This is a genomic window from Kribbella sp. NPDC049174, from assembly GCF_043197365.1.
Lineage (GTDB): Bacteria > Actinomycetota > Actinomycetes > Propionibacteriales > Kribbellaceae > Kribbella.
This window is the reverse complement of the sequence record NZ_JBICSZ010000001.1, coordinates 1,637,263-1,663,837: the sequence shown is the minus strand read 5'-3', so window position 1 is coordinate 1,663,837 and position 26,575 is coordinate 1,637,263. Positions and strand designations below refer to the sequence as shown.

The window sequence follows — 26,575 nt, the reverse complement described above, 5'->3', positions numbered from 1 at the left end:
ACTCGCCGGGAAGGGACACTCCCCCGCCGATTGTATTACGTCCGTAAGCCCTTGCGAGACCAATAATATTATGATCATACTTTAAAACACAAGCACGACTGCACCAGCAGCTGTGCACCGACCGAAGGAACCGAGATGAACGAGTCACCAGCCGTGCACAACCACGTGACGACAGCGTGGCAGGACGCCCCTACCCGCACGATCTCCGCGGCAGGAGTGCAGTTCGCCTACCGAGAGCTCGGCCCGGACACCGAGGTACCTGTTGTCTTCCTCACCCACCTGGCCGCCGTACTCGACAACTGGGACCCGCGGGTCGTCGACGGCATCGCCGCGCAGCATCGGGTCATCACGTTCGACAACCGCGGCGTCGGCGCCACCAGCGGGTCGACGCCGACGACCATCGAGGAGATGGCCAGGGACGCCGTCACCTTCATCCGTGCCCTGGGCCTCGAGCAGGTCGACCTGTTCGGCTTCTCCATGGGCGGCATGATCGCCCAGGCGATCGCGCACGAGGAGCCGCAGCTCGTGCGCAAGATGATCATCGCCGGAACCGGCCCTGCCGGCGGCGTGGGCATCGACAAGGTGACCCGGATCTCCTACCTCGACACCGCGCGCGGACTGCTCACCCGCCAGGACCCCAAGCAGTTCCTCTTCTTCACCAGGACGCCCAACGGAATCAGCGCCGGCAAGGAATTCCTGGCCCGGCTCGAGGAACGCACGAACGACCGCGACAAGGCCATCACCGTGCGCGCGTTCCGCGCCCAGCTCAAGGCCATCCACCGCTGGGGACTGCAGAAGCCGGCGAACCTCGCCACCATCCACCAGCCGGTGCTCGTCGCCAACGGTGAGAGCGACAAGATGGTCCCCACCACGAACAGCTTCGACCTCGACCGGCGCCTGCCCAACAGCGAGCTCGTCATCTATCCCGACGCCGGACACGGCGGGGTTTTCCAGTTCCACCAGGACTTCGTCAAGCGCGCCCTGGAGTTCCTCTGACAGGTCGGCGGGCTGGACTTTCGGGGGGTTCGGCAGTTTTCTTGAGGGGTGGATTCTGTCGACCGGTGGCTGCACCGCCGACACGAAGAGTTCCTCGAAGGTGGGGGCCGGCAGGTGCGGGGACTTGTCGCGGCCTCGTGGGGGCGGTCAATCGCGGCCGGGCTCCAGTCCGACGCCGCGGCCCCGTTCGCCTTCGGAGCCGACGAGTTGGCGGCGTACCGGGCCGAGCACCCGCTGTCAGCGGTCTTCCCGATGCTGTACGACGTACTGGGTCGAGCCGCTGAGGACAGTGACTGCGTGATGGCGGTCGGCGACAGTGACGGCCGGCTGTTGTGGGTGTGTGGACGTCCCGACGTGCTTCGCGCCGCGGACAGCATCCACTTCACCGAGGGCGCGTGGTGGGCCGAGCGACAGGTTGGCACCAACGCCCTCGGCACATCGCTGGAGGTCTCCGGCCCGGTGCAGATCCGGTCCGCTGAGCACTTCACTCTGCTGGTGCAGCCGTGGTCATGCGCGGCCGCCCCGATCTACGACCCGGAGACCCAGCGGGTGCTCGGCGTCGTCGACATCACCGGCACGGCCGATGCCAGTTCACCGCAGTCGCTGGCGATGGTGCGGGCCGCGGCCCGGATGGCCGAGGCCGAGCTGGGCCGCTTGATGACCCTTCGCAGAGTCCTGGGCGACTCGGCCCGCCGAATGCGGATCTCGGCGCTCGGACGGCCGGACGCCGAGGTACACCTCGACGGCCGCGACCTCCGGCTCAGCCGACGGCACAGCGACATCGTCGTCCTGCTGGCCGAACACCCGGAGGGCCTGAGCGCCGACGAGCTGTCGGACGCGCTGTACGGCGAGGACGACCACCGGTCATCGCTCCGGGGCGAGGTCACCCGCCTGCGCGCCCTCCTCGGTGCCGACATCGTCGAGTCACGTCCGTACCGCCTGCACCCGGACATCGCCGCGGACTGGCTCGAAACAGCTGACGACCTCGACTCCCACCTGTTGTCGTCGGCTCTGCGTCGCTACGTGGGACCGCTGCTGCCGCAGTCCGACGCACCTGGCGTGGTGGCCTCCCGGAACCGGCTGGAGAACCGGATCCGGGCCGCCGTCCTGCAGACGTACGACGTGGACGTGGTCGCGGCGTGGACCCGCTCGTACACTGGAGTGAACGACCTGGCCGCCTGGGAACGCCAGCTGATGCTGATGTCGCCCACCTCCCCGCTCTGGCCCGCGGCCCAGTCCGAGGTACGCCGTCTTCGCGCCGAGTACGGACTGGACCAGGCCCGGACCGAAGGCTGAGCAATCACCCAGGACTCAGAACACCCGGATCGCGATCTCCGCCGGAGCCGAGAGCAGACCGTCGATCTCGTCGTCGAGTTTCACCAGCGTGACGGAGGCACCGGCCATGTCGAGGGATGTGCAGTACTCCCCGACGTAGTTGCGCCGTACGTTGATCCCCTGGTCGGTGAGCACCTGGTGGGCCCGGCCGTAGAGCAGGTACAACTCGCTGATCGGCGTTCCGCCCAGGCCGTTGATCATCACCGCGACGTCGTCACCGGACTCGTACGGCAGGTCGGAGCGGACCGCCTCGAGCATCTGGTCGATGATCTCGTTCGCCGACGCGAGCTTCTCGCGACTGCGGCCCGGCTCACCGTGGATGCCGACCCCCATCTCCATCTCGTCGGCGCCGAGCTCGAACAGCGGTGAGCCCTTGGCCGGCGGCGTACAGGCCGTCAGCGCCATCCCCATCGTCCGGGTGACCGAGTTGACCTTCTCCCCGATCCGGACCAGCTCGTCGAGATCCGCACCCTGCTCGGAGGCCGCCCCGACCGCCTTCATCACGAAGAAGTTGCCGGCCACCCCGCGCCGGCCGACGGTGTAGGTCGAGTCCTTGACCGCGACGTCGTCGTCGATGATCAGCGTGCGCACGTTCAGCCCGTCGGCCTGGCTCAGCTCCTGCGACATGTCGAACGCCATCCGGTCACCGGTGTAGTTGTTGACCAGCAGGAGCACGCCCTTCTCGGACGCGAGCAGCTTGGTGGTCTCGTACACGTAATCCATCGGTGGTGCCGCGAAAACGTCACCGGGGCAGGCAGCGTCCAGCATGCCCTTGCCGACGGTCATCACGTGCGCGGGTTCGTGCCCGGACCCCGAGCCCTGGACGATCGAGACCTTGTCGTCGCGGGGCGCGTCCGTCCGCATGATGAGGTTGTACTCCGGGACGTACTTCAGCGTGTCCGGATTGGCCAACGCGATCCCCCGCAGCATCTCCGGCACATAGTCCTGCGGATTGTTGACGAACTTCTTCATCGGGACTCCCTTGTCTTCCAGACCTCTGCGATCTGCTCGATGATCACGGCGACGGCGGTGGCCCCGGCGTCGACCGATCCACGGCTCCGCTCACCCGTGTAGGCGGCTCGGCCGCGTTTCGCGACCAGCTCCGCCGTCGCGTCGGCGGCTGCTCGGGCCTCCACCGCGGCCCGGTCGACGACCTCGTCACTGCTCGCGCCGGCGGCGAGGGCTTCTTCCATCGCGTCCGTCATCGGGACCAGCGCGTCGAGCAGGGTCTTCTCCCCCAGCTCGGCGCCGCCGCGGGTCTTGATGCCCTCCACGGCCGCGCGCAGCATCGCCACGACAGCGGCGCCGTCCAGGGAGGTGGTCGCGCCGGCGGCCATCCCCGCACGCAGGAACGCGGTCCCCCAGATCGGTCCCGACGTACCACCGATCCGGGACGTCACCAGCATCCCGACCCTCTTCAGGAACGTCCCGATGTCGGTCCGGTCGAGTTCGTCGTACTGCGCCTGCAGCTTCTCGAAACCGCGGGCCAGTGAGTATCCGAAGTCCCCGTCGCCGACCACCGAGTCCAGGTCGCCGAAGTACTTCTCGTTGGCCAGGCAGGTGTCGATGATCGTGGTGATGACGAGGTCGACCTCGCCCCAGCTGTCCGTCATGTCGAGCCTCCTTCCGTGTCCTGGCGCGCCGTCGGCCGGCTGCCGGCCAACCGGGCGAGATCGGCGAGGCCGAGTGTGTCGACCGGCCGTACCCCCCAGGGATCCGCGAGTACCTCGAGCCGCTCTCCGTCGGGATCGCCCAGGCTGGTGACGACAAGCGCCGCTTCGGTGAAGTCCTCGTCCCGCGTGTAGCCGCTGACGGTCACGACCGTCGCCAGCCCGGCCCCGACGGCGGCAAGCAGTCCGTTGCGCGAATCCTCGACCACGAGACTGTCGGTGGGATCCAGCGCGAGCTTCTCGAGCGCCAACTGGTAGACCGCAGGATCAGGCTTCTTCCGCGGTACGACGTCACCCGCGAACACCGGGATCGTGGCCGCGACCTCATCGCCGACCGCACCGGCGAGAACGGCACGGACCGACGGTTCCGCCGACGTCGACGCCACCGCCACCGTCCACCCCTCCCGCAGTGCGTCGGTGATGACCCGTCGTACCCCGGGACGCGGCGGGATCACCCCGGCGGCGACCAGGTCGGTGAAAGTCTTCGTCTTGGCTCGATGCCAGGTCGCCACGACCTCGGCGCGCTCGTCGGCCGTCGCCGGGGATCCTGCCGCCCGCCAGACGGCCGGGTCATCCAGCACAGTGACCAGGCGTTCCTTGCCACCACCGATGCGGAGCAGGCGGCCGTAGTCCTCGACAGACCACCGGACCGGGAGCCCGAACTGTTCGAAGGTCGCGTTGAACGCCGGCAGGTGCCCGTCGCGTTCGGTGTCCCCGAGTACGCCGTCGCAGTCGAAGATGAGCGCGGTCATGCCTTACCGCCGCTGCCGAACATCTCGATGTGCTCGGCTGCCATCGTCTTGACGGCCACGTGGATGTGGCGGAACAGCGACGGCGGATCCCACTTGTTCGTGGCTCGCGCCTGCTCGAGGTGCTCGAGTGACGACGTCATGTAGGCGACCTTCAGGGCGGTGGAGATGTTGACCTTCGCGCAACCCCGGCCGATCAGGTCCTGGAACTGCTCACGAGTCAGCCCCGAACCGCCGTGCAACGCCATCGGGATGCCGGTCGCCGCCACCAGGTCGGTGATCCGCTGGTTGTCCAGGTCGGGAGTGGAGTGGTAGATGCCGTGGGCATTGCCGATCGCCGGTGCGAAGACATCGACGCCGGTCGTCCGGACGAACCGGGTCGCGACCTCGAGGGACTGTCGCTGAGACTCCGCGTCGGAACCCACTCCGTCCTCGACACCGGTGATGCCCTCGATCTCGCCCTCGACGTGAGCGCCGTACCCTCTGGCCTCGGCGACGACCTCGACGGTCTGGCGCTGGTTCTCCTCGACCGGGAGCGCCGAGGCGTCGAACAGGACGGAGTTCCAGCCCGCCGCGAGGCACGAGCTGATGACGGCCCGGTCGGGACAGTGGTCGAGGTGGAGGGTGACCGGTACCGGGACCGGCGCGACGATCGCGTCGAACATCGCCTTCAGGACGTCGCGGCCGACCGCCTTCACGGTCTTGACGGAGGTCTGCACGATGAGCGGGGAGCGCAGCTCGACGGCCGCGTCGACAACCGCCTGCAGGCTGAGCTCGTCGACCACGTTGATCGCCGGTACGGCGTATCCCTTGGCCAGCGCCTCGTCGACCAGTTCCTTCAGCTGTGCGACAGGCATGATCGCTCCTCTCCGCGGCCCGTTTCACCGCTCGGAGTCAGCCTGCCTCCCCGGACGCTGCAAAAGTGCTGCACCCGGTCAGGCGGCTGCGGGTTCGTGACGAATCAGGCTGTGGCCGGGTCGGCTGGGTCGGCGGGGGCCGGCCAGGCGTGTTCGCGACGCTGCAGGAAGCCCATCACGACGAAGACCACACCCCAGCACAGCGCGATGAGGCCGAGCCAGACGGCGATGCCCACGACGCCGCGGCCCGGGTTGGCGACGAAGAACACGCCCAGCAGGATCGAGAACGCGGCGCCCACGAGGAGTAACCAGCGTGGTGTGAGCCGGTAATTGCTGAAGGCCGTGAAGATCTCGAACAGCCCGCGGATGATGAGCCAGATGCCGACGATCCAGGTCAGAGCCTCCGCCGTCACGCCCGGGCTGAAGATCGCGAAGAACGCCACGATCACCGCGATCACCCCCAGGACCGCGCGCCCCAGGCGGCTCCCCTGCGTCTTGGACTGAAACGCCTCGACCAGCAGGCTGATGCCTTCCAGCAGCACCCAGAATCCCCAGAGCAGCACCAGTGCGGTCGCCGTCTCGAGCGGCCAGACGATCGCCAGGATCCCGAACACGATGCCGATCGCCCCGCGGACCACCAGCATCTTCCAACTCGACGTGAACTGCTCCCGATCCATGTCCCGACCTCCCCGGCCTCCGCACGGCGAAAGGCGTGCGATCAGCCTCATGATGGTCCGGATCGGGGCCCAGAAGATCATCCATGAGAGGTGAGGACGCTCCGGTCGCGAGCCGCCACGGTTGACCCGAGGCGCTTTCGCGCCCGCAGAAAGGACGCTGCCATGAGTTTCTGGGACATTGTGTGGTTCATCGTCATCGCCTTCGCGTTCACCGCCTACCTGATGATGCTGTTCTCGATCGTGATGGACCTGTTCCGCGACCGCGAAGCCTCCGGGCTGGTCAAGGCCGTCTGGCTCGTCGCCCTGCTCTTCCTCCCGCTGCTCACCGCATTGGTCTACGTGATCGTGCGCGGCCGCGGTATGGCGGACCGGATGGTCAGCAGCCAGGCTGCCGCCCAGAAGGAGCAGGACGCCTACATCCGGCAGGTCGCGAGCGCCTCCGCCAGCCCGACCGACCAGATCGCCCAGGCCAGCGCGCTACTCGACAAGGGCACCATCTCGCAGTCGGAGTTCGACAGCCTCAAGGCGAAGGCGCTGGCCGTCTGAGCCGACCCGGCCACCGGCCTGCCTGTGGTACCAGGCGGGCCGGTCGGCTGGTTGATGCCCGGGGCTACAACCCGGTCTCGGCCTCGAGACGTCCGCTCTCGATGGCGTCGACGAAGGCCCGGTAGTCGCGTTCGTTCAGGTCCGCGTACTCCTCGGCGTACTCGACCATCGCCTCGGGGAACGCGTCGTCGCTGTTGAGGTAGGTGGCCAAGGCGATCCTGTCTCCGGTCCGGGCATGTGCCCTGGCGAGCGTCCAGCCGCAGAGTTGGCCGTACATCGTCATGCCGCCCGGATCCATCCGCTCCACGGCGGCCGACCCCTTCATGTCGCGCAACTGCCGCACGTAGAAGTCCCGGACCTGCCCATCGATGCCTTCGACCCGCTGCCAGCCCAGGAAGATGTCACTGGCCGCCTGCATCAGTCGTTGCCCCAACACCACGCGCTCCCCCTCGTTCCTGGGAGCGGACCGCTGCCTGAGCGCTGGGGGCACCTTCGTCTTGAGCACCGAGGGCCCGGCCTCCTTGATCTGCAGGAAGAGCGGATCACCGTTGTCCCTGCCGCGCAGCAGCACGATCCAGCACCGCGTGCCGACGCTGCCCACCCCGACCACCTTGCGAGCCATGTCGACGAACTCGAACTCGTCGAACAGTGCCCGTCGCTCGTTCGACAGCGTCCGCCGGTAGAGGTTCAGCAGCTCCTTGATCCCCGTCTCGAGCTCTTCCCGGCCGGCGTCGGGCAGCAGGTCGCCGATCGGCACGAGCAACGGCGGATCGGCCTTGATCCGGACCCCGTCATCGGTCATCTCGGTCAGCTTGGCGAAAGCCTTGAGGCTTCCGCTGCCGCGTGCCTTCAGCAAGGCTTGGTCGACATTCTTGCGTCGGCTCGAACTCATCTTGTTGCGCAGCGCCTCCTCGAGCTCATCGATGTCGGCGCGGGCGTACCAGACGTCGAGAGTTCGCATCGTCCCGAACTCGGCACTGGCATCGCGATAGCGTCGTGCCGTCTCCAGGACGCACTTGCGACGCTCCTTCCGCGAGAACCCGTTCCCACGGCCCGCGACCGACAGGCTCGCGGCGAGACGTTTGACGTCCCACTCCCACGGACCGGCGATCGTCTCGTCGAAATCGTTGATGTCGAAGAGCAATCGCCGTTCGGGAGATCCGAACACTCCGAAGTTCGACAGGTGGGCGTCACCGCACAGCTGCACCCGGAGACCGGACACCGGTCCCGCGCCGAGGTCGGCTGCCATCCCGAGGGCATTGCCCCGGAAGAAGGCGAAGGGCGACATCATCATCCTGCCGTGCCGCACCGGCACGAGTTCGGGCACGCGGGACCGAGCCTGCTCCTCGATCAGCGAGACCGGATCCGGACGGTTCGGGGCCAGCACCAGTTCCCCCTGCTCACGCGGCGGCAGCGTTGCCCGGGCGGCGAGTCCCAGGCGGGCCCGATCGGACGGTGCGAGGTGGCGGATAGCGGACACCGATCCACCGATGGCGCGGACCGGTGTCGTTGCGGTCGTCGCCGTCCGCGTCTTCGCGCTCGTGCGTGCAGCCATGCGGCCTGCCCCCTCCGGTCGTGGACGAATCGGGTCGTCAGCTCAGACCCGTGAGAATCCCAGCCAACACCGCGGGTCGCGCGGGCAGCATCACCCCCGATGGATGAACCGACCGCGCACTGTTCGGGCTTCACTGAACCTGTGAGAGAGACCAAGGCCAGCTATCACCAGCTCCCCGCACGGACTCGCCGTCGACTCGCCACAATGTCGCTGCTGCGTTCCTTGCTGGTGTCCGTGGTCATCGTCGCCGGCTATTTCGTCCTGCCCATGAGCCGCCTGGACCGATCGTTGGCCGTCGCCCTGGGCGGCGGGCTTGCCGTCGTAACGCTCCTGCTGTGGTGGCAGGTCCGCGAGATCGCGCGCTCGCCGTACCCCCGGATCAGGGCGATCGGCGCGCTGGCGACCTCGGTGCCCTTGTTCCTTGCGGTCTTCGCCACGACGTACTACCTGATGGGAGTCGCCAACCCGGCGCACTTCTCCGAGCCGTTGACCCGGCTCGACTCGGCGTACTTCACCGTGACCGTCTTCGCGACCGTCGGCTTCGGTGACATCGTGGCCGTGTCGGCGGCAGCCCGCACCGTCGCCACGGTGCAGATGCTCGGTGATCTCATCATCGTCGGCCTGGTCGCCAAGACACTCTTCGGTGCCGTCCAGGTCAGTCTCAGTCATCGGCAGGGATGACGCCTGACGACGTCCGGTCCTCCTGGCGCCTCATCCGGAAGGTGTTCGCCAGCCCGGCAAGTCCGGCGAGAATCGGGATGCCCAGCGCCACCTGCAGGGCGATCGGACGCGAGTTCGTGTTGATGCGGATGATCTCCTCCCGGATCTGCTCCGGTTGCTTGGCGAGCAGCTCCTCGAGCTCGGTGTTGGTCATCACTTCCGCATCGCGTTCCAACGCCTGGGCGACCTGCTCCTGCTGGGCCGGTGGAAGGACAGTGCTCGACTGGGCCTGGTTGGTGAAGGTGAAGGACAGCGTTGCCAGCATGATCGCACCGGCGAACGCCAACCCGAAGGACAGGCCGAACGAGCCCGCCGCCGAGTTGACGCCGGCCGCCTCGCTGACCCGCTCGGGCGAGATCGGCCCCAGCGTGTAGTTGTTGAGCTGGGAAACCAGCAGACCCAGACCCAGCCCCGCGGTCACCAGAGGCACGAAGAGGGCCCAGCCGGAGTCGGCCCGGGGCACGATCGGGACCAGCACCGCCAGGCCCAGGGTCAAGAGCGCGAATCCCCACCTGATCAGGCTGCTCGGGCGTCGTGTTCCCAGCTTCTTCTCCGCGAGGATCGCCATCCCGAACATGCTGAGCGAGAGCGGTGCGAGGGACAGGCCCGCGTGCATCGCGTCGTACTCGAGCACCATCTGCAGATAGATCGGCAGGGCGATCATGGTGCCGCCGAGCGCGATCTGCTGGAGCATTTGATCGGAGATCCCGAACCTGAAGACATGGGAGCTGAAAAGGTCCGGGTCGAGGAGCGTCGGCTCGCCCCGGCGCTTGCGTCGCACCAGCCAGTAGGCGAACGCCGCCAGACCGACCACGCCGATGCCGATGATCAGCCCGACGAACTCGCCGCCTTCCTGCCACACCAGGATGCCGGACACGATGCCGCCCATGCCCACCACCGACAGGATGGCCCCGACCACATCCACCTGCCGGGGCCCCGTGTACGGCGCGTCATGGATGAGGCCCTGGCCGGCCAGAACGATCGCGATCACCACCACCTCGAGCAGGAAGGCGACGCGCCAGGACAGGTAGGTGGTGATGAAGCCTCCGAGCAGCGGTCCGACCGCGGCCGCCAGCGCGGCGGCGGCGCCGACCAGGGCGTAGGCCTTCACCTGGGCCTTGCCCTCGAAGTTGCCGTGGATCAGCGACTGCATGGCGGGCAGTAGCAGCGACGCCCCGAGGCCACCCACCAGGGCCCAGAAGACGATGATCGCGGTCAGGCTCTGCGCCAGTGCCATCGCCAGGGCTCCGGCCGCATAGCCGAGCAGACCCAGGATGTACGCGCGCTTGCGCCCGATCAGATCACCGGTCTTGCTGCCGATCAGGATGAATGCCGCGGAGACCAGCGCCTCGAGCGCGATCGCGGACTGGACGCCGCTCACCGTCGCGTCGAGATCCCGGACCACGGCCGAGATCGAGACGTTCATCAGCGAGGTGTCGACGACCAGTACGAACATGGCCATCGCCAGCAGGATCGCCAGCCGTGGACTGGCCCGCGTCCCCGCCGGAACGCTACTCGCTCCCTCGGTCATGCCTCCGTCTCCTGTTCTTCGGGCAACTGGTCAGGACACGGATGCGTTTCCGGAGCGCCAGGGTGCGCCGGCGATTCAGCCGGCGAGGATCTTGGCCTTCTGCGCCTCGAACTCCGCCTCGGTGAGAACACCCGACTGCTTCAGTTCGCCCAGCGTCTTGAGCTGGCTCAGGCGGTCGGAGGTCGCGTCGGGCGGCGGTGCGGCGGCCGGCGGCGGTGCGGCCTGCGGCGGCGGTGCGGTCTGTTCTGCGTACGCCTCATCACGCGCGACGTCCGTCTGCGCGTCCCTGCCGGCGAACTTGGCGTCCTGGCGACGCCGCACCCGCCCGCTGACGGCCGTCGCCGTCCCCGCGACCGCCGCGGTCCTCGCCAGACCACGCAAAAGTCCGGGCATGTCAGCCTCCTCAGGTCGTCGCTTCCAGGGTTTCCAGGGCGTCGAGCACTTCCATCACGTCCTGCGCCGGGATGCGGCCGCCGGCGATCAGCGTGCCGCCGGACTCGAGGGCCGCGGCGACGAACGGGATCGCCCAGGTGTTCTCGTAGACGATCAGCGCCGCCAGCGTGCCCGGCTGCATCGCCTCGGCCACTTCGCGCAGGTCGTCGTCGGCCAGGATCCCCGACCGGGCACCGGCGAGGTCGGTGAAGCCGCCGGCCTGACCTGAGGATTCGGCCAGGTCCACCGCGTAGACGGCGCCGTCGGCATCCTTGCCGACGATCATGATGTCGTAGACATGGATGATGCCGCGGTCAACGAGCTGCACGAGTTCCTCGGCCGCTCGACCGGTCAGCCGATTGCCGGTGAACTCGAGGAGTACGAAGTCGATGGGCCCGTGAACGTCTGCGTCTGACATGGCTCTCCATCCCCACCGCGCACTGGATCCTCGCGGCGCTGCGTTGTGTCTGCCGCCACCTTGCCGTGGCCGGCAGGCCGGGTCATCACCCGCACCGGATGAGCTCCGGAGCGCCTGGTCGCCGACGTCACCGATCGCCCGGACCGCTACTCGCGACGAAGGGTTCTCTGCGGCGGAAAGGCCTGGCAAGAGGCCACGTCTCCCGCTGCGCCACCCGCCGGATGCTCAGGATCATCAGGTTCGCTGCCTGCACCGTCGCCGCGACGTCGGCGATGCCCTGATCGTCATCGACCCGCAGTTGGAAGACCTGACAGGTCAGATCCTGGGCCGGCTGCCGCACGCAGAACGCGAGGACCGCGGGTTGCAGCTCTCCCGCGACGACGACCTGGTACGACGAGTCGTGGCACTCAGTTGCTCTCATCGTCTCCCTCTCCGGGCCGGAACGGAATCGGTTCGGTCGATCCGCCCGGCTCGGGGATCCGGCGGACCTCCACGACTTCGATGCCCAAGGCCCGAAGTCGTGCCAGCAGCCCATAGAGCGCCGACTGGTCCGGGATGCCGTACAGGACGGTGTTCACCTGATCGACCGACAGTGTCACCGCGCCCATATCGCGAAGATCTTGTTCCGGTACGGCGCCCGCCACGCGAATCTCGTACGTCGCCTCGACCATCGATCCACTCCGTTCGGAACGCAGTGCATCGACGGTTGCAAAGGCGGGGTGACAGGGCTTCATCCCTGTGGGGTGAACTGTCCGGCACCGAAAGATTTGTCCGGGCCGACCGCGCGAACGGTGTGAATGAACCGAGAGCCCGCCGTGTCGAAATATTCCGGCAATCGGACGCAAAACGCTGGTTTTATAGGCAATTCCGTGGTGTTGTCGAAGAGCGCGCACGTCACCGCGCACCGCCCCAACACGTTCGGCAGGGCAGTCGATTGCCTGGAGGGGAGATGTCGGGGGACCAGCACGCATGGGGAGAACGGGGACGGCGTTCGAAGCCGGCGAGACTCGAGGGCAAGGGGGGATCCAGCATGTCCGCTGTCCCCAAGGGGACGGTGCTGCGGCGCCGTCTACTGGACCTCGTGAGCTCAGGAGTGCAGGGACCGCTGACGCTCGTCAGTGCGCCCGCGGGCTTCGGCAAGACGATGCTCCTGACGTCATGGGAAGCTCAGTTCACCGGGCCCGGCACGGTACAGCACATCGCGATGGACCTCGCCGGCGAACAGCCCGCGGCGGTACTGCGATCCGTCCTCGACGACGCAGTCGAGCCGGAAGCGCTGGTACTCGTGGTGGACTGCGGTGACCTCACGGTCACCGCAGAGTTCGCGCACAGTCTCGACGACATCATCCGCGGTGGCGCCGGAAGCGTGCGGATCGTCCTGCTGACGCGCTCGGACCCACTTCTCCCGCTGCACCGCTACCGGTTGGACGGCACGGTGACGGAGATTCGTGCCGCCGATCTGGCCTTCACCACCGATGAGGTCGCCGCACTGATGCGGCTCCAGAAGCTCACGCTGGCGCCCGCGGAGATGGCCGAGCTCCAGGCGCGCACCGACGGCTGGCCGGCCGGCCTCATGTTCGCGGCGATGAACCTGGCCGGCAAGACCGACACGGCGCAGGCGATCCGCGACTTCCGTGGCGATGCCGGGAACGTCGCGGCGTACCTCATGAGCGAGGTGCTGGATGCGCAGCCGCCCGCGCTGCGGGAGTTCCTGCTCCGGACCAGCATCGTGGACGAGCTCCGGCCCGCCCTCGCCGAGGCGCTGACGGGTCGCGCCTGTGACCTTCGGTCGCTGGAGTTCATGTCGCACGGGAACTCGTTCATCCAGCCCGTTCCCGGCACCTCTGACGCCTACTGCTACCAGTCATTGTTCCGCGAGTTCCTCCGGGCCCAACTGCAGTTCGAGCGGGCGACCCTGGTCCCCCAACTGCATCGCACCGCGGCCGGCTGGTTCGCGCACAACGGCCGGCTGCTGGCGGCGATCCGGCACGCCATCGCCGCTCGGCGGTGGGCCGACGCCGCGAGATACCTGGTGGACGACCTCGACTTCGCCCGGATCCTCGTCGGGGACGAACGTCGGCTCCTGGAGACGTTGTTCGTCGACCTGCCCGATGACCTGGACGGTGTGGAGGCCGCGGTAGTCCGTGCCGCGCGGGCGCTCGCCGAGTTCGATCTGACCCTGTGTACGTCGGAACTGGGCAAGGCGCGAGCCTGCCTGGACCGTGACGTCACTACCCGGACCCATGCGTACGAGCTGGCCATCACCGTCCTTCAGGCAGTGACCGCGAGTCTCGGGCCGAACGTCGATGCAGGGCTGGACGCCGCGCTTGCGGCGGAGGCCGCGCTCCGGGCGGCAGCGCCGGGTTCGGTCACCGCGCATCCTGAGCTCAAGTTGCTCGTGTCCGGCTGCAAAGGCCGCGTCCTGCTGCAGCGAGGCGACTTCCAGGCGGCCTCGGCAGCCTTGTCCGAAGGGATCGCGGTGGCCGAGGGTGCCCGTCTCGACGAGGCGCTGGCTGACTTCCTGGGAATGGCTGCGCTGGTGGAAGCGGTCTGGGGACACCTCCGGCAGGCTGCCGAGATCGCCGCGCAGGCAACAGCGCTGGCGCATTCGGACGCGCACCTGGGTGAGCCGCTGGCCGCGATCGTGGCCCAGGCCTGGGTGCGCACCGACCAGGGCGATCTGACCGCGGCCCAGGATCTCGTGCATCGGGCCGGGGAGGCCGAGCCGACGTACGACGCACGAGTGCTGGAGACGTCGATGGCGCTGGTCCGGGCGAGACTGCTGAGGGCAGAAGGCGATGCCGATCTTGCCGGTGCGGAACTGCGGGCGGCCCGCAACAGCTACGGGGCCGACGGTGACGACTGGCTCGGTCAGACCCTGATCGTGGACGAGGCGAAGATTCTCGTGGCCGAGCATCAGCCGCACCTGGCCGTCAGCGAGATCGAGCGGTCCGGCGGACGTCACCAGGTCGAGTCGATCCTGGTGCTGCAGCGAGCGGCGACCGAGACCGGACACCGCGGTCCCGCGCTACCGACCCTGACTTCGAACCGCGCTGTTCCACTCGATACTCAGGTGGACGGCTGGCTGGTCCAGGCCGCCGAGTCCATCAGGACCGGGGACACCGGTCGCACCCGTGTCTGTCTGGAGCGCGCGCTCAGGTTGGCTGCGCCCGAACAGCTTCGCCGCCCGTTCGCAGAGGCACCGCCGTCAGTGCAGAAACTGCTCGGGCCTACTGGTGAGCTGATCAGGCGGCACCCATGGCTTCGCGCTGACACAAGCTCCGTTGACCAGTCCGGGCCAGGGCCGACCGGCCTGATCCGGACCGCCGCCGCGTTGACCAGCAAGGAGCACGAGGTGCTCGAGTACCTCGCCGAGTTGCTCACCACCGAGGAGATCGCCAGCACCATGTACGTGTCGGTCAACACGGTCCGGAGTCACGTGCGCAGCGTCCTGCGGAAGCTGAGCGCCTCGCGACGGAACGAGGCCGTACGGCGGGCCTGGGAGCTCGGACTTCTCCCCACCCGCCCGGAGTCCGGCCCCGGCCCGACCGCGGGACCACACACTCAGTACGGAAAGGCTCCGGACTCGTCCTGGGTCCGCACCTCACGACCGTGAAAGGTCAGCGCCCAGATCACCAGGATGTCGAAGGCGATCATCAGCGTGGACCAGATCGGATAGGCGGCGAGGAACGCGGCGTTCACCAGCACACTCACGACGGCGAGGATCACGCCGACGATCCGGGCCCACAGTTGCCCGAGGAGGACACAGAACCCGGCCGCGCAGACGACTGCGCCGATGAACAGATGCACCCAGCCCCAGACGGTGTAGTCGATGTGGACGGTCAGCCCGTTCTTGTCGACCAGGTAGTACCCCTCGTTGAACAGGGAGATGAACCCCTGGAAGGCGTGGAAGAAGCCGAGAATGATCATCACCACGGCGGCGAAGATGATCGGTCCGGCCCAGCCTCTGCGTTCCACCCCGGGCAGGCGTACTCCGGTCTCCGTCGGCGGCCGTGGTGCCTGGTGCTTCGGCGTCGCGGCGCCCCGATCGGTGTCCGACATGGTCAACTCCTCATCGTGGTTGTCCGGGTAGCCAGTCGTAGATCACCGACGTACGCAGGACGAGATCCTGCAGGGAACTGTGCCGACGGCCGCCGGCACACAGCAGCAGCCCGATCGGGAACACGGCGCAGAAGACAGCCCTCAGCAACGCGACGAGCGGCCCCACCCGCCGCCCGCTGCGGCTGACGACCCGCAGGCCCATGACGCGACAACCGCAAGTCCGTCCGGTCGTCGACCACGCGCCCGTCAGGTAGACGATGAGCAGGAGCAACCAGCTCGCCCCGCTCAGCAGCGGCGCTGCTTCGCGGAATTGAAAGCCCCGTGGATCAACCAGGAACAGGAATCCGTTGACACCCAGATAGCCGGCCAGCAGCGCCACCGCCACCACGATCGCGTCGATGACTCCGGCGGTCAGCCGCGTCACCAAGCCGGCGTGGCGTCCTTGGTACTGCCGGGCCTCGCGCGGGACGATCGAGATGTGCTCGTCCGCGCTCATCGTTGCTTGGACGTCAATTCGGGTTCAGGGGCGACGGGGGGTACGTCCGGACCTGGCGACCGGGAGTCGTCGGTCTGTGCCTCGGGGGAATCGGCCGGCGGCGGTTCCGGCGTCGGTTCCGGCGGCGGTTCCGGCGTCGCCTTCCGGCCGAACCGCACCCGCAGCCGGCCCACCGCGCGTCCGACGGCTTCATCGCCGGAGATGCCCTGCATGCGGACACCGCGGACGGTGTCGGAGGTGACGGAACCGGTGGACTGGCGGATGATCTCGGCGAGGTCGACCTCGGCGATGACCCCCTCGGCCAGCCCGGCCACATCGATTCGCTGCAGCACGGCATCCACCACCGCAGGAACCATCCGGTCCAGGGCTACCGACACCTGGCGCTCCAGTTCGTCACGTCCTTGGCCGCCACGCCGCGCCAGGCCGTCCAGCCAGGTGCCCGCGTGGTACCGCTCCGTCAGCATCGGCGGCCGCAGTACGACGACCGCGACAGGTCTGAAGGCTCGCCTGACCCGGCGGCCGACCGTCAACGCGGTGGCCGCGGCCAGCAGGGAGGCCCCGACTGCCGCGTCGAGCACGATGATCGCTTCCCGGCTCGGCGGCGGCACGTCAGGCGGGTTCTCGAACTCCTCTGAAGTACCCACGCCCTCATGCTCCGCGCAGCGGCTGGGGCGGGGCATCATCCTTGGTGGACGAAACACCGAGCCACGAGCGCACCCGCCGGGCGAACCAGCCCTGGCTGCGATCGAACTCCGCGCCGACCACGGTCGCACTGACGAGGATGAGGGAAACGCACAGCAGCCAGCCGACCAGGGCCAGCGTGACACCGAAGAGGCCGTACCGCTCGCTGTAGGTCTCCATCATCCGAGGCATGTAAATGGTCGAGGCGATGGTGTAGGCAGCGCCGCACACACTCGCCAGCAGCCCGGTGGGCACCAGTCGTCGCCAGTGGACCCGGCCGTCGAGCAGCAGCCATGGAATGGCGGTCCACAGCACCAGACCGGTCAGGATCGACACCGGAATGCCGAGGAGATGGTCCATCGGCAGCGACCGCAGCAGTGAGCGTGCCAGGTAGAGGAGCGCGATCTGCAGGAGCAGCGCGCCCAGGGCCAGGAAAGAGTTCAGCGAGTCACGGACGCCCGGCACGGCCTCGAGCCGCCAAGCGTCCCGGTACATCCGCTGGATCCGCCGGGCGAGCGACACTCCGGAGAAGAGCAGGATCACCACGCTGAGAAGACCGATGCTCGACGTACCCACGGGCCGGGCGAACACCTCCCGGACGGCATCGGCCGCGTTGCCGCTCAGCTCGAACCTCCGAATGAGAGCGCGCGAGACGAGGTCACGGCGGTCCGCCGGCGCGAGGCTCGAGACCAGCAGAAGCAGGGGTATGAGCGCCGTCAGGGCCTGGGAGGCGATGACCATCGCGCGGTCGATGCCACGCAGAGCCAGGAAGGAACCGGCGCAGCGACCCAGGAACGTCCGCTCCAGCCGCTGTGTGACCGCCTTGAGGTCCCGAACCGTCAGTTTTCCACCCCTGTCTGGCCGGAGGCAGCGGCGTCGCGTTTCGCCGCAGCCGCGCGATACTCACTGACCGGGTGGTACCGGTCGTAGAGCATCGTCAGAATGCTGAGCAGGAAGACGAAGAACAACGTGTCGGTCAGCGCGAGATCGTTGTCGCGCCGCCCGAGCAGCAGATCCGCGACGAAGACCAGTACGACGTTCGTCGCGAACACGACCGCGAACGACAGCGCCGCGGAGTCCCACGCATAGCCACGCCGGGCCGACCAGAGCCCGATCGCGGAGTTGATCGCCACGAAGACGGCGATCCCGAGGAACAGTTCGAGGTCGGTCGCCTCGACCCCCGGCAGCACCCGTCCGTAGATCACGCTGATCAGCCCGATCAGGAAGATCTTCTCCACCGACGCGGAGTCGAAGACCTTGCGATGGGCGGCCTGGTACGCGGCCCGCTCGTGCGCTTCGTCGATCTCGGCCGGCAGCGGATCGGCGCGGAACCGCAACGGCCAGTCGGCCGGCCGCAGCCGCGGACGGACGACGAACCACACGACCGCAGCGAGGATGAGCAACAGCACCACCACGACCGGGAGGAACCACGGCACGTCCCGGATCGTGTCGGTCAGGTCCAGCTGGGCGATGTGGATCCAGTACTCCTGCGGCAGCTTGACGAAGATCCAGATCGCGCCGGCCACCAGCACCCAGAACCTGAGCGCGTAGCGCAGCGGATCCCGGCGGCTGCGGATCGTCTCGTAGGCGATGAAGTAGTACTCGAAGGTGTTCGGGAACAACAGCAACAGGAACCGCGCGCCGGTGAGTTCGAAGGCCACCACACCGACCTGCCGGTAGAAGAACAGGAAGCGACTGACCCGAACCGCCGCCAGGTTGGTCCAGTTGCGCAGGCTGGCCAGATACGCGATCGACAGGTAGAACACGTCCATCGCCTTGTCGTAGCTCTGGTAGTTCGGCGGGTCGAACCCGAACGTCTGGAAGATCGTCTGGTCGACACCGTCGAGCAGCAGACAGCCGATGATCGCCGGCAACGGGAACAGCGGGATCAGCAACGGCAGCGCGAAGCGCGCCAGCACCACGAGCCAGAACACCACCTCGACGCTCATGTCAGAACTCCCCCCGGCGACGCATCCCGCGAGGCCTGCCATCCGGGTCGTAGACCACCCGGTAGAGCGGTTCCGCCCAGAGCGCCTGCAGTCGGCTCACCGCCTGCGGCTCGTGCGGGCGGATCTGGCCGGGTGGCCGATTGCCCTTCCGGCCGCCGGCGTTCCAGGCTTCCAGGTCCGCGGCGGTGCGCCGCCACAAGTCGAAGCCCGCCACCGGGTCGAGCGGCGCCAGCTCGCGGCCGGGTCGGCCAAGGTGCTCGGACCACACGTCGAGCCGCAGGTCGCGAGCCAGCCGGCGAGCGCCGTCGGCAGCACGCTGCCGGTCGTCGAGGGTCGAATCCAGGACGGCACAGGTGAGCTCGCTGTCACTGGTCCAGGATCGGCGGTTGAAGTTGTCCGAGCCGCAGGTGAACCACACGTCGTCGACGATGCAGATCTTCGCGTGCACATAGATGGGTGAGCCCTCGGAGTTCTCCAGGTTGTAGATCCCGACCCGCCGGGGCGCGGCCCGCCGCAGCATCCGCACGGCGCGCAACTGACCGAAGCGGGCCGGCGGCCCGCTCACCGCACCGTCGGCATCCGGGTACCGCGGAACGACGATGATCACGTGGAGCCCGGGCGATCGCCGCAGGGCGTCGTGGATCCCTTGCGCGATCAGCTCGGACCACAGGTATTGGTCCTCGAGATAGATCAAGGTCCGGGCGTTGCCGAACGCTTTGTGATAGGCGCGAGCGATGCTCCGCTCCCCCGCGGGCGCGAACGGATAGCCGGGATGCTTGTAGGCGTAGGTTCGCAGCACCTGGACGGCGTGCGGCCCGGCCGGCGGCGGATCGGGGAACGACTCGGTCAGCGGTTTCGGGTGACGGGGCATCCTGGCGCGTCGTTGCACGATCATCCGGTACGGCGTCCGCCGGTCCAGCGGGTGGCGGTCGTCCCAGCGCTCGCAGAAGGTGCGGAGCAGGTCGCCGACGACCGGCCCACGCAACTCCAGCGCGGCGTCATGCCACGGCGTCCGGTCGCCGTACCGGGGATCCATCGGCGCCTGCTGTGGATCGCCGCGGTGCTCGCGGTCGTCGCGGCGCTGGTGCGACAGGTCGATCCCTCCGACGTAGGCGACGTCCCGCTCCGGGTCGCCGTGATGCCGGATGACGAACAGTTTCTGGTGGTGTGAGGACATCCGTCGTACCCGCTGGTCGAGCAGCACCTCGGCGCCGGCCTCGTTCAGCTCCGTCCCGAGCCGCTGGTTCTCCCGTGAGTTGAACTGCAGGTGGTCCGAGTGCGATCGCCACAGCAATGCCCGGACCTCGATCCCCGATCGGGCCAGGTCGCACAGCACGGCTCCGATGGCCGGGCCCTCGGGCAACAGCAACTGATCGGCGTCGCCACGCCAGTCGGTGAAGTAGACGTGGTCGCCGGCCCGCAGCGCGCACAGTTCCTCGTACAGGCGGCGGAAGTAGGTCGCCCCGTGAACCAGCGGCCGGACCAGGTTGCCCTCGACCCAGGACCCGTCCACGTCACCCATCCGGTCGATGTCCGTGCCGGGGTTGCCGCGTTCGTCCGGACGAAGGAACCACTGCGGAGCACTGTGGTCGATCATCGTCACGTCCTCCCGTCGGGTTCGGCCATCGCGACCTCACGCGTCCGCGGTGTCGCGCGAGAGCCCGCTGCGCTGACCGAGCTGTTCGAGATAGGCGACGAGCACGTGGTGGAGCCGATCCGCCCCGCGGATCGGCTTGTCCGGGAGCCGCAGGTCGGGCGGGGCGAGCAGCATGCCCCGTCCCTGCCACCCGCCGAGTCCGCCGTGACACCCCACCAGACCTTCGAAAGCGGCGACCTCGCCGCTGTCCGGGTCGACGGCGCTGTTGACGTACAGGTCAGGTGCCTCAGGCATCGACACCGCTCTGAGCAGGTCCGCCGATGCCAGCGCCTCGAACGGCGCCAGCGGGTCATCGCCCGTCACCCTCGCGTCGGACAGCCGGTGGATCCCCGACGGCCCGACCACGAGCGCCCCGTGCTCGGTGCTCATCATCGCAACGAAGCTGATCCCGTCGTGGTTCACCAGCCCGGGGATGAGAGCCGGCCAGCGATCGTTGATCTCCTCCATCGTCAGCCGCCGTTCCTCCGCGGCGTACACCAGGCCGAGGTTGCCCGACCCGAGGACGACCAGGTCCGAGCCGGCTGTGACCGTGGGAGGTTCGGAACGACGCTGCACCCGCAGCGCGGCGCCGTGCGCGGCCCGCCCCCTGCTGGAGTCGACCCCGGACAGGTCGGCCAGCAGGCCGTTCAACCGTCCCCAGCCCTCGACCGCCTGCTCGACGGCTTGGACCTCAGCGGCGGTCAGCTGCGAACACAGGCCCGCGAGGTCGACGCCGTACCGATCGGCGAAGATCGCCCCCTGGGACTGACCGTGGTCGGACAGGACGACCAGCCGATACGGCCTCGGTGCTGCCGCGGCCACCTCCTCCAGGCAGGCCAGCACATGATCGAGGCGATCCAGCGCGGCCAGCGACTCCGGCCGCGAGCCGCCGGCGTGATGGGCCACCTCGTCGTAGTCGACGTAATCGACGTACACGACCCGGGTTCCGCGAATCATCTCCTCGGCCACCAGTGCAGTGTTCAGGTCCCGCAGCAGGACGTTCGTGACCGCACGCATGCCGGCGAACAGCCAGCCACGGTCTCCCCTCGGGCGAATGTCGCGGCGACGTTGCTGCCGGGCCTCGAATCGCTCCCGGCCGATCTCCGCGACCGCCCCGAACAAGCTGCCCGCGAACCCGTCCGGCCTGGCCAGGTACCAGGCCACGCGGCGACGGGTGTCGGCAGAACCGCGTTTGAGCTCCAGCTTGCTCATCGTCAGCAGCGACCGCTCGGCGTCACCGCTGAAGAGATTCGAGATGCTCACGCCGCCGTCCGCCAGCAGGCCGCGACCGTCGGTGGCGCGGCGCTCGATCTCGGCGGCGTCGCCGGCCCGGTTGGCCACCAGCACCCGCCCGAGAGCCCGGTCGTACCACCGGAACGCAGGTACTCCGTCGATGCGACCGTGCAGGATCCCCAACTGGCTTGCCGGCGTGGTCGGCGGCAGCACCGGGGTCCACTCCACCAGTCGATACCCGTCGTCGCGGATCCAGCGACCCACGGTGGGCAACGTGGCGGCCAGGAGCTGCCATTGCATGACCGGGAAGGGCACGCCGTCCAGCTGGACGAAGATGACCCCGGGAACCTCGGGATCGTCGACCGGTTGACGCTGTTTTCGCGTCCGGCGGACGAGGGCCGCGGTGAAGGCCTCCGGCGTACCGGAGGTGCACAGCCACGCCACGATGGTCGAGGCGGCCGCCGCGATCCAGGCGGCCGCGAGCACGATCCAGAACGAGTCCGCCTCGACCCCTGGGATCAGCAGGAGTGCGAGGGTGAGGATCACTGCCTGTCCGAGCACCGCCAGCAGCAGGACCGCGATCCATCCCACCGCCGCACTCGCGGCAACCATCAGTGGGCGCACCAGCGCTCCCACCAGCAACGTCGCCGCGGCCGCGGCGAGCAACTGCGCGAACGACGAGAACCGGAGGCCGGGCAACACGGCCGCCGCCAAGGCCAGGGCCAGCGCCGAGGTGATGCAGGTGGCGACGATCCGGCCGAGGTCGCCGGTGCGAACCCTTGGCGTGGACACGGCTGACCGGCCGTCAGCTGCGGAGCGCGCGCGGACGCGTCAGCGCCCAGATGACCCACACGTCGAGCGCGATCAGCAGCAAGGCCCAGAACGGCGCGTAGGGGATGAAGAAGAAGTTGTCGATCGCGCTCAGCACCACCAGGAACAGGGCGATCACGCCCGCCCAGACCGCCCGGCTGAACAGGCCGATCCCGGTCACGATCAGGGCCAGGCCCAGGATCAGATGGATCCAGCCCCAGGCGGTGACGTCCAGGTCGAACGCGTAACCCCGGACGAGCACGAAGTACTCGTCGTCCAGGATCGCGGCCAGGCCGGCGATCGCATGGAAGGCGCCGATCATCAGCATCATCGTCGCGGCGAAGGCGACTCCACTCATTGCCCAGCCCGAGTCGGCCTGCGACTCGACAGCGTGGTTGCCGGTCATCTGTGTCCCACCCCTCCTGCTCGCGCCTCGACGGACGTCGGGTGCGCGTCGACAGTAGGACCGCACCGACCGTCGGCGCGTCACCCTTGGCGGACGACGTCCGGGACCGCGATGCGGCGGTGACTAGTGCGTCAGGGCGGCCTTCAACGCGACGAGCACCAGGCCCAGGACGAGGTTGACGACACCCACAGCGACCATGCGGTGCCTGGTGGCGTCTGCCTTGGCGGCGACGTACAGCGCCCAGCCGAGTTGGGCTCCCACCGCCACCCCGAGCGCCAGCCAGGCAACGCCGGAGTCCGACATCCCGAGCAGAGCGCCGATGCCGGCCGCGGCCGCGGGAGGTACGGCGGCCTGCACGATCGGCCAGTCCCGCCGGGCAGCGGCTCGGAAATGCCTCGCGGACAGGTGCGTCCCTGTCCCGCGCTCCCCGACCAGATGGGCGTACACATGGGACAGCCAGAACACCACCCCGGTGGCGAGCAGCAACACCATCAACTCGACGGGGTGCGGAGGATCCTTACCCGGGCCGGTACCGGCAACGACCGACGCCGCCAGCAGAGACCCGTAGATCGCCCCCGCGTAGTCGGACGGCTGCCGCTCCTGGCCCGCTCTGGCCGCGTCGACCATCGGCCCGTCACTCATCCGACCTCCTTCGCAGGGCCGCTCGGCCTCGTCACCGACGAGGTGCTGACACGGAATCAACGGCAGCCTCTCGCAGCGACGGACCCCGCCGCCTCACCCGGACCGGATGACACGATCGCCGGCCACCCGCGGCCGCGAAGGATCATCCTGGGCGGGTGATGCTGCCCCGGATGATCTGAGCGATCTTCGAACCCCTGGGTGAGTCGGGGAGAGGGAGGTTGCGACCATGTCCGCAGGCTCCACGGAGTCCCCCGACGGCCGGAAGCCGGACGCCGGCTCGGGGGCTGACGCCGGCTCGGCGCCTGACGTCGGCTCAGCGCCGGACATCGGCTCGGCGCCTGACTCCTGGGCACTTCCGCGCGGAGTCGTCGTCCTGCTCGGGACCGCCGCCGCTGTTCTCACCGCCGCCGGAGTGCGCGGCGTCGCGCACATCGTCGGGCCGGTCTTTCTGGCGCTGGTGCTGACCATCGCGGTCAGTCCGCTGCGCCGGATGCTGATCCGGCGCGGCGTCCGCAGATGGCTGGCCGGTCTGATTGCGCTCGTGGTGGTGATCAGCCTGCTGATCGGACTCGCGGCGGCCCTGGCCCTGTCCGTCGCCCAACTCGCCAACCTGCTGCCGGAGTACGAGGACAAGTTCGCCGCACTCGTCGACGACGCGCGGGGCTGGCTGGCCGATCGCGGCATCGGCGAACAGCAGATCCAGGCCGCCGTTCAGACCTTCGACCTCGGCAAGCTGGTCGACCTCCTGCAAGCCACGCTGAGCGGGCTGCTCGGGATCTTCTCCAACCTCGCCTTCATCGTGGTGCTCCTGTTCTTCATGGGCATCGACGCCACCCAGTTCACCGACCGGCTGATCGAAGCGGCCCGGATGCGTCCGGGGATTTCCGGCGCCCTGACCGACTTCGCCCGCGGCACCACCCGCTACCTGATCGTCTCGACCATCTTCGGACTGATCGTCGCCCTCATCGACGTCGGCGTGCTCTACCTGCTCGACATCCCACTCCCCTGGCTGTGGGGCCTGCTCGCCTTCATCACCAACTACATCCCGAACGTCGGATTCGTCATCGGGGTCATCCCGCCCGCACTGCTGGGCCTGCTCGACAGCGGCTGGTCGACACTGATCTCGGTAGTCGTCGCCTACTGCATCATCAACTTCATCATCCAGTCGATCATCCAGCCGAAGGTCGTCGGCGATGCGGTCGGCCTGACCAGCACCCTCAGCTTCCTCTCCCTCGTCTTCTGGGCCTGGGTCCTCGGCCCACTCGGCGCCGTACTCGCCATCCCACTGTCACTACTGGCCAAGGCCCTGTTGCTGGACGCCGATCCGTCGACCCGTTGGATGGGCGGACTCATCTCCGGCGATCCGGTCCTGGAAAAGGCCGCCGACCCCGCTCCGGACGGGGCTCCGCCGGCCGAGGTCCCCGCCGAGCGGGTCGGATGAGAGGGAGCTGCCATGTGGCGCTCAGTGTTGCTGCACGAGTTCCGGGATCAGAACATCCGGAATCTTCAGGGCCTGCCCGGCCGCCTGTCACCAGGCTCGCTCGCGCTGAATCCGTCCGAGGGCGCGGTGCTGATCACAGCGGGCCGCAGTCTCCACTACGTCCTCGACACGCCGCTTGTCGACGTGATCGGGGTCAGTTGCCGGGTGCGGTTCAGGCACCCCGGTCCGGACTTCAATTCGTCCCTGCGGATCATTCGCCTCGGGGATGCCTTCGACCTGAGGCTCGAACGGCTGACCACCTTCCAGGCCCTCGTCCAGGTCCGGGTGCATGGGACCAGGCACTACCTGGGCCAACTGCCGAATCCCAGTGCGCGCTTCACCGAACTGGGATTCGACTGGCACACCAAAGGCCAGGCCTACCTTCGCGTGGACGGGCGGCTCGTCGGCTACCACGATGCTTTGAGTCGAGGTTCCCGGCTCACCATCGAGGACGTCGCCTTCGGATTCCCCGAGTCGGTCCCCGACGGCCCCGACCCGCGCTATCAGCTGGGCCGGGTCTACGTCCGCGCGCTCAGCCGCCGCTCCCCGTGGTCGCGGCGGCACCCGCGGCGGCACCCGGCGGCTGCTCGCAGACCCTGACGTGAAGAGCGTCCTGTCCGGGGTCAGGTCTTGCTGGCCCGGACCCGCGTCACCGCCCAGATGACCCACACGCTGAGCGCGATCACGAGCAGCGACCAGAACGGCGCGTAGGGAATGAAGAAGAAGAAGTCGATCGCCACCAGCACGGCGAGGACCATCGCGACGATTCCGGCCCAGGTCGAACCCATGAAGAGGCCGACCCCCGTTGCCGCGACCGCCACGCCCAGCACGATGTGGATCCACCCCCACGCGGTGACGTCGAGATCGAACGCATAGCCCCGGACGACGACGAAGTAGTCGTCGTCGATCAGCGCGGCGAGTCCGGCGATCGTCGAGAACGTACCGACGATCAGCATCAAGCTGCCGGCGAACGCGAGTGCGCCCACCGCCCAGCTCGAGACGTCCTCACGCTGGTCGATGTCTGAGTAAGTCATGGCCACCCTCCTGGTCATTAGGCCCGACCCTGACGACGATGCCCGCCGATCTCCCGCCCCGCATCGTCCCTCCAGGGTGAGATGCGGCCGGTACTTCGCCTCTAGGCTCGCAAGCAATCCCGGTGAGGAGAGGCTCGATCATGGGAATCCTGCGCGGACGGAAAACCAAGGACGACCACGTACGCCGCCGCTACCGAATGCGGACCAAGCTCGCGTCGATCGGCGACGACTTCTGGATCGAGGACGCGCAGGGCACCCGGACCTACAAGGTGAACGGCAAGGCGCTGCGCATCCGGGAGACGTTCGTACTGGAGGACCTGTCGGGACACGAGGTCGCCAAGATCCAGGAGCGCAAGCTCAGCGTCCGGGACAAGATCGCCGTCGAGCGCGACGGCCACACCGTCGCGACGGTCCACAAGGCGCTGGTCGGCATCCGGCACCGCTTCGCCATCGACGTCACCGACGGCCCCGACCTCAAGGCCCACGGAAACATCGTCGATCACGAGTACGAGATCGAACGCGACGGCGACCCGGTGGCCCACGTCTCGAAGCGCTGGTTCCGCGTCCGCGACACCTACGGCATCGAGATCGAGGAGGGCGAGGACGACGCGCTGGTGCTGGCGATCGTCGTCGCGTTGGAGGCATTGACCGACTGAGACC

Annotated in this window: 29 protein-coding genes; 8 read left to right on the top strand and 21 right to left on the bottom strand. The window is 68.3% G+C overall.

The window, feature by feature from the left end; translation table 11 throughout:
• Positions 1-135: 135 nt before the first annotated feature.
• Positions 136-996: an alpha/beta fold hydrolase gene (locus ACGFIF_RS07860; RefSeq protein ID WP_393152617.1), complete on the top strand. Its 861-nt coding sequence runs from the start codon at positions 136-138 to the stop codon at positions 994-996.
• Between the two features lie 114 nt (positions 997-1,110).
• Positions 1,111-2,292 carry a GAF domain-containing protein gene (locus ACGFIF_RS07855; protein WP_393152615.1) on the top strand — a complete coding sequence of 394 codons (1,182 nt, stop codon included), beginning with the start codon at positions 1,111-1,113 and terminating at the stop codon, positions 2,290-2,292.
• A gap of 15 nt (positions 2,293-2,307) precedes the next feature.
• On the opposite strand, the gene dhaK is transcribed toward ACGFIF_RS07855, so the two are convergent.
• From dhaK to ACGFIF_RS07830, 5 genes are all read right to left on the bottom strand, one after another.
• Positions 2,308-3,303: a dihydroxyacetone kinase subunit DhaK gene (gene dhaK, locus ACGFIF_RS07850; RefSeq protein ID WP_393152613.1), complete on the bottom strand. Its 996-nt coding sequence runs from the start codon at positions 3,301-3,303 to the stop codon at positions 2,308-2,310.
• Entirely contained in the window at positions 3,300-3,944 is a 645-nt protein-coding gene (gene dhaL, locus ACGFIF_RS07845; protein ID WP_393152611.1) for a dihydroxyacetone kinase subunit DhaL, read from the bottom strand. The genes dhaK and dhaL overlap by 4 nt, the downstream gene beginning before the upstream one ends.
• Positions 3,941-4,753 carry an HAD-IA family hydrolase gene (locus tag ACGFIF_RS07840; RefSeq protein ID WP_393152609.1) on the bottom strand — a complete coding sequence of 271 codons (813 nt, stop codon included), beginning with the start codon at positions 4,751-4,753 and terminating at the stop codon, positions 3,941-3,943. The genes dhaL and ACGFIF_RS07840 overlap by 4 nt, the downstream gene beginning before the upstream one ends.
• On the bottom strand, positions 4,750-5,607 hold the full coding sequence (locus ACGFIF_RS07835; protein WP_393152607.1) for a ketose-bisphosphate aldolase: 858 nt from the start codon (positions 5,605-5,607) through the stop codon (positions 4,750-4,752). Before ACGFIF_RS07835 ends, ACGFIF_RS07840 begins: the two co-directional genes overlap by 4 nt.
• A gap of 104 nt (positions 5,608-5,711) precedes the next feature.
• On the bottom strand, positions 5,712-6,284 hold the full coding sequence (locus ACGFIF_RS07830; RefSeq protein ID WP_393152605.1) for an HdeD family acid-resistance protein: 573 nt from the start codon (positions 6,282-6,284) through the stop codon (positions 5,712-5,714).
• Between the two features lie 162 nt (positions 6,285-6,446).
• On the opposite strand from ACGFIF_RS07830, the gene ACGFIF_RS07825 reads away from it, so the two are divergent.
• Positions 6,447-6,830: an SHOCT domain-containing protein gene (locus tag ACGFIF_RS07825; protein WP_393152603.1), complete on the top strand. Its 384-nt coding sequence runs from the start codon at positions 6,447-6,449 to the stop codon at positions 6,828-6,830.
• A 64-nt stretch (positions 6,831-6,894) separates the two neighbouring features.
• Here ACGFIF_RS07825 and ACGFIF_RS07820 read toward each other — a convergent pair whose 3' ends face one another.
• Positions 6,895-8,385, bottom strand: a complete 1,491-nt coding sequence (locus ACGFIF_RS07820) for a DUF2252 domain-containing protein (RefSeq protein WP_393152601.1) — start codon at positions 8,383-8,385, stop codon at positions 6,895-6,897.
• A gap of 204 nt (positions 8,386-8,589) precedes the next feature.
• Between ACGFIF_RS07820 and ACGFIF_RS07815 the strand changes: the two genes are divergently transcribed.
• Positions 8,590-9,066, top strand: coding sequence for a potassium channel family protein (locus ACGFIF_RS07815; protein WP_393152599.1), 477 nt, complete (start codon positions 8,590-8,592; stop codon positions 9,064-9,066).
• On the opposite strand, the gene ACGFIF_RS07810 is transcribed toward ACGFIF_RS07815, so the two are convergent.
• The 5 genes from ACGFIF_RS07810 to ACGFIF_RS07790 all read right to left on the bottom strand — a co-directional run bounded on the left by ACGFIF_RS07810 (position 9,047) and on the right by ACGFIF_RS07790 (position 12,157).
• On the bottom strand, positions 9,047-10,636 hold the full coding sequence (locus ACGFIF_RS07810) for an MFS transporter (RefSeq protein WP_393152597.1): 1,590 nt from the start codon (positions 10,634-10,636) through the stop codon (positions 9,047-9,049). The two genes, ACGFIF_RS07815 and ACGFIF_RS07810, sit on opposite strands and share 20 nt — an antisense overlap.
• A gap of 75 nt (positions 10,637-10,711) precedes the next feature.
• Positions 10,712-11,029 carry an SHOCT domain-containing protein gene (locus ACGFIF_RS07805; protein ID WP_393152595.1) on the bottom strand — a complete coding sequence of 106 codons (318 nt, stop codon included), beginning with the start codon at positions 11,027-11,029 and terminating at the stop codon, positions 10,712-10,714.
• Positions 11,030-11,039: 10 nt separating this feature from the next.
• Positions 11,040-11,486 carry a DUF6325 family protein gene (locus ACGFIF_RS07800; protein WP_393152593.1) on the bottom strand — a complete coding sequence of 149 codons (447 nt, stop codon included), beginning with the start codon at positions 11,484-11,486 and terminating at the stop codon, positions 11,040-11,042.
• A 127-nt stretch (positions 11,487-11,613) separates the two neighbouring features.
• Complete coding sequence (locus tag ACGFIF_RS07795; RefSeq protein WP_393152591.1) at positions 11,614-11,907, bottom strand: hypothetical protein; 294 nt, start codon at positions 11,905-11,907, stop codon at positions 11,614-11,616.
• Positions 11,894-12,157, bottom strand: a complete 264-nt coding sequence (locus ACGFIF_RS07790; RefSeq protein ID WP_393152589.1) for a hypothetical protein — start codon at positions 12,155-12,157, stop codon at positions 11,894-11,896. Before ACGFIF_RS07790 ends, ACGFIF_RS07795 begins: the two co-directional genes overlap by 14 nt.
• Positions 12,158-12,516: 359 nt before the next feature.
• On the opposite strand from ACGFIF_RS07790, the gene ACGFIF_RS07785 reads away from it, so the two are divergent.
• Entirely contained in the window at positions 12,517-15,102 is a 2,586-nt protein-coding gene (locus tag ACGFIF_RS07785; RefSeq protein ID WP_393152587.1) for a LuxR C-terminal-related transcriptional regulator, read from the top strand.
• Here the strand turns inward: ACGFIF_RS07785 and ACGFIF_RS07780 are convergent.
• From ACGFIF_RS07780 to ACGFIF_RS07740, 9 genes are all read right to left on the bottom strand, one after another.
• On the bottom strand, positions 15,051-15,548 hold the full coding sequence (locus ACGFIF_RS07780; protein WP_393152585.1) for a hypothetical protein: 498 nt from the start codon (positions 15,546-15,548) through the stop codon (positions 15,051-15,053). The genes ACGFIF_RS07785 and ACGFIF_RS07780 overlap by 52 nt on opposite strands.
• A gap of 10 nt (positions 15,549-15,558) precedes the next feature.
• A complete protein-coding gene (locus tag ACGFIF_RS07775; protein WP_393152583.1) occupies positions 15,559-16,044 on the bottom strand; it encodes an RDD family protein in 486 nt (161 codons plus the stop codon).
• Positions 16,041-16,688, bottom strand: a complete 648-nt coding sequence (locus ACGFIF_RS07770; protein ID WP_393152581.1) for a hypothetical protein — start codon at positions 16,686-16,688, stop codon at positions 16,041-16,043. Before ACGFIF_RS07770 ends, ACGFIF_RS07775 begins: the two co-directional genes overlap by 4 nt.
• 4 nt (positions 16,689-16,692) lie before the next feature.
• The gene (locus ACGFIF_RS07765) at positions 16,693-17,466 is read right to left on the bottom strand and encodes a YhjD/YihY/BrkB family envelope integrity protein (protein WP_393152579.1); all 774 of its coding nucleotides are present in this window, start codon (positions 17,464-17,466) and stop codon (positions 16,693-16,695) included.
• Positions 17,467-17,564: 98 nt separating this feature from the next.
• Positions 17,565-18,674 carry a hypothetical protein gene (locus ACGFIF_RS07760; protein WP_393152577.1) on the bottom strand — a complete coding sequence of 370 codons (1,110 nt, stop codon included), beginning with the start codon at positions 18,672-18,674 and terminating at the stop codon, positions 17,565-17,567.
• 1 nt (position 18,675) lies between these two features.
• Positions 18,676-20,271 (bottom strand): phospholipase D family protein, encoded by a 1,596-nt coding sequence (locus ACGFIF_RS07755; protein ID WP_393152575.1) that lies wholly within the window; start codon positions 20,269-20,271, stop codon positions 18,676-18,678.
• Between the two features lie 36 nt (positions 20,272-20,307).
• Positions 20,308-22,335 carry an alkaline phosphatase family protein gene (locus ACGFIF_RS07750; RefSeq protein WP_393152573.1) on the bottom strand — a complete coding sequence of 676 codons (2,028 nt, stop codon included), beginning with the start codon at positions 22,333-22,335 and terminating at the stop codon, positions 20,308-20,310.
• Positions 22,336-22,348: 13 nt separating this feature from the next.
• Positions 22,349-22,759, bottom strand: coding sequence for a hypothetical protein (locus ACGFIF_RS07745; protein ID WP_393152571.1), 411 nt, complete (start codon positions 22,757-22,759; stop codon positions 22,349-22,351).
• A gap of 123 nt (positions 22,760-22,882) precedes the next feature.
• A complete protein-coding gene (locus ACGFIF_RS07740; RefSeq protein ID WP_393152569.1) occupies positions 22,883-23,401 on the bottom strand; it encodes a hypothetical protein in 519 nt (172 codons plus the stop codon).
• Between the two features lie 226 nt (positions 23,402-23,627).
• Here ACGFIF_RS07740 and ACGFIF_RS07735 point away from each other — a divergent pair, with 226 nt between their 5' ends.
• Together ACGFIF_RS07735 and ACGFIF_RS07730 are read left to right on the top strand one after the other, a co-directional pair.
• Positions 23,628-24,842, top strand: a complete 1,215-nt coding sequence (locus ACGFIF_RS07735) for an AI-2E family transporter (RefSeq protein WP_393152567.1) — start codon at positions 23,628-23,630, stop codon at positions 24,840-24,842.
• Positions 24,843-24,854: 12 nt separating this feature from the next.
• Positions 24,855-25,481 (top strand): hypothetical protein, encoded by a 627-nt coding sequence (locus ACGFIF_RS07730; protein ID WP_393152565.1) that lies wholly within the window; start codon positions 24,855-24,857, stop codon positions 25,479-25,481.
• A gap of 23 nt (positions 25,482-25,504) precedes the next feature.
• On the opposite strand, the gene ACGFIF_RS07725 is transcribed toward ACGFIF_RS07730, so the two are convergent.
• A complete protein-coding gene (locus ACGFIF_RS07725) occupies positions 25,505-25,915 on the bottom strand; it encodes a hypothetical protein (protein ID WP_393152563.1) in 411 nt (136 codons plus the stop codon).
• Between the two features lie 140 nt (positions 25,916-26,055).
• On the opposite strand from ACGFIF_RS07725, the gene ACGFIF_RS07720 reads away from it, so the two are divergent.
• Positions 26,056-26,571: an LURP-one-related/scramblase family protein gene (locus ACGFIF_RS07720; protein ID WP_393152561.1), complete on the top strand. Its 516-nt coding sequence runs from the start codon at positions 26,056-26,058 to the stop codon at positions 26,569-26,571.
• Positions 26,572-26,575: the final 4 nt, after the last annotated feature.

Bases quoted from the DNA above. Each gene is read 5' to 3' on its own strand.
- ACGFIF_RS07800 (WP_393152593.1), bottom strand. From the start codon at position 11,486: ATGTCAGACGCAGACGTTCACGGGCCCATCGACTTCGTACTCCTCGAG.
- ACGFIF_RS07725 (WP_393152563.1), bottom strand. From the start codon at position 25,915: ATGACTTACTCAGACATCGACCAGCGTGAGGACGTCTCGAGCTGGGCG.
- ACGFIF_RS07745 (WP_393152571.1), bottom strand. From the start codon at position 22,759: ATGACCGGCAACCACGCTGTCGAGTCGCAGGCCGACTCGGGCTGGGCA.
- ACGFIF_RS07785 (WP_393152587.1), top strand. From the start codon at position 12,517: ATGTCCGCTGTCCCCAAGGGGACGGTGCTGCGGCGCCGTCTACTGGAC.
- ACGFIF_RS07840 (WP_393152609.1), bottom strand. From the start codon at position 4,753: ATGACCGCGCTCATCTTCGACTGCGACGGCGTACTCGGGGACACCGAA.
- ACGFIF_RS07820 (WP_393152601.1), bottom strand. From the start codon at position 8,385: ATGGCTGCACGCACGAGCGCGAAGACGCGGACGGCGACGACCGCAACG.
- dhaK (WP_393152613.1), bottom strand. From the start codon at position 3,303: ATGAAGAAGTTCGTCAACAATCCGCAGGACTATGTGCCGGAGATGCTG.
- ACGFIF_RS07760 (WP_393152577.1), bottom strand. From the start codon at position 18,674: ATGAGCGTCGAGGTGGTGTTCTGGCTCGTGGTGCTGGCGCGCTTCGCG.
- dhaL (WP_393152611.1), bottom strand. From the start codon at position 3,944: ATGACGGACAGCTGGGGCGAGGTCGACCTCGTCATCACCACGATCATC.
- ACGFIF_RS07825 (WP_393152603.1), top strand. From the start codon at position 6,447: ATGAGTTTCTGGGACATTGTGTGGTTCATCGTCATCGCCTTCGCGTTC.
- ACGFIF_RS07810 (WP_393152597.1), bottom strand. From the start codon at position 10,636: ATGACCGAGGGAGCGAGTAGCGTTCCGGCGGGGACGCGGGCCAGTCCA.
- ACGFIF_RS07765 (WP_393152579.1), bottom strand. From the start codon at position 17,466: ATGGTCATCGCCTCCCAGGCCCTGACGGCGCTCATACCCCTGCTTCTG.
- ACGFIF_RS07790 (WP_393152589.1), bottom strand. From the start codon at position 12,157: ATGGTCGAGGCGACGTACGAGATTCGCGTGGCGGGCGCCGTACCGGAA.
- ACGFIF_RS07720 (WP_393152561.1), top strand. From the start codon at position 26,056: ATGGGAATCCTGCGCGGACGGAAAACCAAGGACGACCACGTACGCCGC.
- ACGFIF_RS07735 (WP_393152567.1), top strand. From the start codon at position 23,628: ATGTCCGCAGGCTCCACGGAGTCCCCCGACGGCCGGAAGCCGGACGCC.
- ACGFIF_RS07775 (WP_393152583.1), bottom strand. From the start codon at position 16,044: ATGAGCGCGGACGAGCACATCTCGATCGTCCCGCGCGAGGCCCGGCAG.
- ACGFIF_RS07805 (WP_393152595.1), bottom strand. From the start codon at position 11,029: ATGCCCGGACTTTTGCGTGGTCTGGCGAGGACCGCGGCGGTCGCGGGG.
- ACGFIF_RS07830 (WP_393152605.1), bottom strand. From the start codon at position 6,284: ATGGATCGGGAGCAGTTCACGTCGAGTTGGAAGATGCTGGTGGTCCGC.
- ACGFIF_RS07730 (WP_393152565.1), top strand. From the start codon at position 24,855: ATGTGGCGCTCAGTGTTGCTGCACGAGTTCCGGGATCAGAACATCCGG.
- ACGFIF_RS07740 (WP_393152569.1), bottom strand. From the start codon at position 23,401: ATGAGTGACGGGCCGATGGTCGACGCGGCCAGAGCGGGCCAGGAGCGG.
- ACGFIF_RS07795 (WP_393152591.1), bottom strand. From the start codon at position 11,907: ATGAGAGCAACTGAGTGCCACGACTCGTCGTACCAGGTCGTCGTCGCG.
- ACGFIF_RS07860 (WP_393152617.1), top strand. From the start codon at position 136: ATGAACGAGTCACCAGCCGTGCACAACCACGTGACGACAGCGTGGCAG.
- ACGFIF_RS07815 (WP_393152599.1), top strand. From the start codon at position 8,590: ATGTCGCTGCTGCGTTCCTTGCTGGTGTCCGTGGTCATCGTCGCCGGC.
- ACGFIF_RS07780 (WP_393152585.1), bottom strand. From the start codon at position 15,548: ATGTCGGACACCGATCGGGGCGCCGCGACGCCGAAGCACCAGGCACCA.
- ACGFIF_RS07755 (WP_393152575.1), bottom strand. From the start codon at position 20,271: ATGATCGACCACAGTGCTCCGCAGTGGTTCCTTCGTCCGGACGAACGC.
- ACGFIF_RS07835 (WP_393152607.1), bottom strand. From the start codon at position 5,607: ATGCCTGTCGCACAGCTGAAGGAACTGGTCGACGAGGCGCTGGCCAAG.